The following is a 4,262-nucleotide window of genomic DNA, read 5'->3' on the forward strand; positions in this document are numbered from 1 at the left end:
TCAGAACCAGATGAGCTGGCTGATCCACCGCATTCGCGAGCAAGCCCGCTCCCACATTTTGATCTGCGCCTACAGACCGAGACTGGTGATGCTCACACCCAGGGTGTGGCTTTGGCCGGGTGCCAACTCAACAACATCATCCAGCACATTCGCCGTCTCGATGCACAACATCCCCGTCCAGCCGTCATCGGCCATGTCATCGAAGGCCTTGGCGCGCTCGGTCCACGGGTTCCAGATCACGGTGGACTTCGAGCCCTCGCTGGTGAGCTGGATACGACGCTGCCACTCTTGATCGACGATGCTCAACTGCGCCGGCGTATCGAGGTAGATGCGGTCGGTCTCGGCGCTGAAGTGCAGCAAACCGGATTGGTTTTTCTCGGTCCAGCCGTCAGCGGTGTCGATATACGCCGCCCCGTCCAGCCCGTCGACCTGCACGTTGCGCACATCGCTCACGGCGAAGTATGTGTGCAGCGCCTGGCTCAGGGTTACGGTGTCGGTGCCACGGTTGTGGCTGGTCAGGCGGATGTGCAGTTGCTCGTCCAGCAGCAGGCTCAGGGTCAGGTCGACTTGGTGGGGCCAGCCGGGGAAGCCGCCTGCGGGCACCGGTAGTACCAGGTCGACACGCAAGGCGTCGCCTGCAAGCTCGGTCGCGGCCAATTCCCACAACGCAGTGCGCACAAAGCCATGGGCACCGGCCGGCTGCTCGCTCTGGCGCATCGCCTTGACGCTTTGCGGGTTGCGCTCGAAGACGCCAAACCACGGCCAGCACACCGGTACGCCGGTACGAATGCCCTTGCCCTGCTTGAACACCGCTGCGGGGTTCGGCCAGATCAGCGGCTGCTCGCCATCACGTCTGTAACTGAAGATGTGCGCGCCCTGTTGGGCCACCATCAACTCAGCGCCGTTGTGGCGGATGCGCCAGCAGTCCAGCTCATCCAGTTTCACGGTTTCAACGTGGGGCGTCGGCATAACGGCACTCTCAAATGGCAGGCAATGGGGCAATTGACCGTCAAAACCCGGCGAGGTTTAACGGGCGCGCGATGGCACCGAGCGCGTACGGCCGCTGCCGTCGATGGCGACAAACACGAACACCGCCTCAGTGACCTTGCGCCATTCGCTGGACAGCGGGTCGTCGCTCCACACTTCGACCATCATCTGGATCGAGCTGCGGCCGATCTCCAGGGCCTGGGTATAAAAGGACAGCTGCGCGCCCACGGCGACCGGCACCAGGAACGCCATGCGATCGATGGCCACGGTGGCCACACGCCCACCCGCGACCTTGCTGGCCATGGCGGTGCCGGCGAGGTCCATCTGCGCGACCAGCCAGCCGCCGAAGATATCGCCAAAGCCGTTGGTTTCGCGCGGCAGCGCGGTGATTTGCAGGGCGAGGTCGCCTTGCGGGATAGGGTCTTCTTGTTCGAGTTCGATCATGCCGGGTATGCCTCTCAAGACTGCGGGTCTGGCGCGTCAAGGGCCGAGTATATCGGGACCCTTGCGCCGCGACGACCGTCTGTGGCTGATTTGGTCGGCAATTAGCCGCTGTATCGTGGCTTTTTCGCGCAACTGTGCTTCTGGTGTGCTTTTCCAGGCGATTTGCTATCTTGCCCAACCCGTCCTGGCTCAGCCAGCGCCGCGGATCTGCCGTCCTGACTAATAAGAGAAGCCTTGCCATGTCCTCCGTGCCCGCAAGCAGCGCGCAACCTTCGCGCCCGCTGACCCGCAACGACTACAAAACCCTGTCGCTGTCTGCCTTGGGCGGGGCGCTGGAATTTTATGATTTCATCATTTTCGTGTTTTTCGCCACCGTGGTCGGAAAACTCTTCTTCCCGGTGGATATGCCCGAATGGCTGCGCATGATGCAGACCTTCGGCATCTTCGCCGCCGGCTACCTGGCGCGTCCGCTGGGCGGCATTATCATGGCGCACTTCGGTGACCTGCTGGGGCGCAAGAAGATGTTCACCCTGAGCATCTTCATGATGGCCGTGCCGACCCTGATAATGGGCCTGCTGCCCACTTACGCGCAGATCGGCCTGTGGGCGCCGATCCTGTTGCTGCTGATGCGCGTCATCCAGGGCGCGGCGATTGGTGGCGAAGTGCCTGGCGCGTGGGTGTTCGTCTCCGAACACGTCCCACCGCGCCACATCGGCTACGCCTGCGGCACCCTGACCAGCGGCCTCACCGCCGGCATCCTCCTGGGTTCGCTGGTGGCGACGGCCATCAACACCCTGTACACCCCGGTAGAAGTGTCGGATTTCGCCTGGCGCATCCCGTTCCTGCTCGGCGGCGTGTTTGGCCTGTTGTCGGTGTACCTGCGTCGCTGGTTGCATGAAACGCCGATCTTCGCCGAGATGCAGCAACGCAAGACCCTGGCCGCCGAACTGCCGTTGCGCGCGGTATTGCGCGACCACCGGGGCGCCATCGTGCTGTCGATGCTGCTGACCTGGCTGCTGTCGGCCGGCATCGTGGTGGTCATCCTGATGACCCCGACCGTGCTGCAGACCGTTTATCACTTCGCGCCGACCGTAGCCCTGCAAGCCAACAGCCTGGCCATTGTCACCCTGAGCCTGGGCTGCATCCTCTCCGGCGCCCTGGCCGACCGTTTCGGCGCCGGCCGCGTGCTGGTCGGCGGCTGCCTGTTGCTGCTGTGCAGCTCGTGGACGCTGTACCACAGCCTGGTCCAGCACCCGGACTGGCTGTTCCCGCTGTACGCCCTGACTGGCCTGTTCGTCGGCACCATCGGCGTGGTGCCCTACGTGATGGTGAAAGCCTTCCCACCGGTGGTGCGTTTCAGCGGCTTGTCGTTTTCCTACAACGTGGCCTACGCGATTTTCGGCGGCCTGACGCCGCTGGCGGTGTCGTTGCTGATGAAGGAAAGCCCGATGGGCCCTGCTTACTATGTCGCCGCGCTGTGCGTGATGGGGATGTTGGTGGGTGGGTATCTGTGGAAGCGTTCCCGCTAAGACCTTGAAAGCGATCGTTCCTACGCAATGTAGGAACGATCACATTACAGAGTATTTCTGAAGCACCGCCGCTCCTGCCCTGACCCCCCGTGTTTGCGAGCCTTTCCCCGCCTTGCCGCGTTTAAAGCCAATACTGGCCTTTCATCTAATTGTCATATTCCAGACATAGAGTGTTCACACGGCCTACCGATACTTGGCCCCGATCCAACTATCCCTATCTGCTAGGAGTAAGGCATGAAACTGAAGCGTTTGATGGCGGCCATGACTTTTGTCGCTGCTGGCGTTGCGACTGCTAACGCGTTCGCCGCTGTTGACCCAGCTATCCCGAGCTACACCAAAACCACCGGTGTATCGGGCAACTTGTCCAGCGTTGGTTCTGACACCCTGGCCAACCTGATGACCCTGTGGGCCGAGTCCTACAAAAAAGAATACCCGAACGTAAACATCCAGATTCAGGCCGCTGGCTCCGCCACCGCGCCACCTGCGTTGACTGAAGGCACCTCCAACCTGGGCCCGATGAGCCGCAAAATGAAGGACACCGAACTGGCTGCCTTCGAGCAGAAGTACGGCTACAAGCCAACCGCTATCCCGGTTGCCGTGGACGCCCTGGCGGTGTTCGTACACAAAGACAACCCGATCCAGCACCTGACCATGGAACAGGTCGATGCGATCTTCTCCTCGACTCGCCTGTGCGGTGGTAAAGCCGACGTGAAAACCTGGGGTGACCTGGGTGTGACCGGCGACCTGGCCAACAAGCCAGTGCAACTGTTCGGTCGTAACTCGGTATCCGGTACCTACGGCTACTTCAAAGAAGAAGCCCTGTGCAAAGGCGACTACAAGCCCAACGTGAACGAACAACCAGGCTCGGCTTCGGTCGTGCAGTCGATCAGCTCCTCGCTGAACGGCATCGGTTACTCGGGCATCGGCTACAAGACTGCCAGCGTGAAGACTGTTGCCCTGGCTAAGAAAGGCAGCACTGACTTCATCGAAGACAGCGAAGAAAACGCCCTGAACGGCAAATACCCGCTGTCGCGTTTCCTCTACGTTTACGTCAACAAAGCCCCGAACAAGCCTCTGGCCCCGCTGGAAGCCGAGTTCGTGAAACTGGTTCTGTCCAAACAGGGCCAGGAAGTTGTGGTGAAAGACGGCTACATCCCACTGCCAGCCAAAGTTGCCGCCAAGGCCCTGGCTGACCTGGGTTTGAAAGAAGGCGGCAAGTAAGCCTGCAATACCTGGTGTAGCAGCGGGCCCTGTGGGAGCGGGCTTGCTCGCGAAGGCGGTGTATCTGTCGCCACTGTGTTG

The 4,262-nt window shown here is 61.4% G+C and carries 4 protein-coding genes; 2 read left to right on the forward strand and 2 right to left on the reverse strand.

The annotated features are described in order from the left end of the window. Window positions 1-69 precede the first annotated feature (69 nt). Together NUV89_RS28080 and NUV89_RS28085 are read right to left on the reverse strand one after the other, a co-directional pair. Window positions 70-969 (reverse strand): D-hexose-6-phosphate mutarotase, encoded by a 900-nt coding sequence (locus NUV89_RS28080; RefSeq protein ID WP_257783882.1) that lies wholly within the window; start codon window positions 967-969, stop codon window positions 70-72. Between the two features lie 57 nt (window positions 970-1,026). After that, the gene (locus NUV89_RS28085) at window positions 1,027-1,431 is read right to left on the reverse strand and encodes an acyl-CoA thioesterase (RefSeq protein ID WP_003176975.1); all 405 of its coding nucleotides are present in this window, start codon (window positions 1,429-1,431) and stop codon (window positions 1,027-1,029) included. Window positions 1,432-1,670: 239 nt separating this feature from the next. Between NUV89_RS28085 and NUV89_RS28090 the strand changes: the two genes are divergently transcribed. Continuing rightward, window positions 1,671-2,960 carry an MFS transporter gene (locus NUV89_RS28090; protein ID WP_017738997.1) on the forward strand — a complete coding sequence of 430 codons (1,290 nt, stop codon included), beginning with the start codon at window positions 1,671-1,673 and terminating at the stop codon, window positions 2,958-2,960. A gap of 234 nt (window positions 2,961-3,194) precedes the next feature. Continuing rightward, the gene (locus tag NUV89_RS28095; protein WP_017738996.1) at window positions 3,195-4,181 is read left to right on the forward strand and encodes a phosphate ABC transporter substrate-binding protein PstS; all 987 of its coding nucleotides are present in this window, start codon (window positions 3,195-3,197) and stop codon (window positions 4,179-4,181) included. The last annotated feature ends 81 nt before the right edge of the window (window positions 4,182-4,262 follow it).

The organism is Pseudomonas sp. 18.1.10 (assembly GCF_024655625.1).
Taxonomy (GTDB): domain Bacteria; phylum Pseudomonadota; class Gammaproteobacteria; order Pseudomonadales; family Pseudomonadaceae; genus Aquipseudomonas.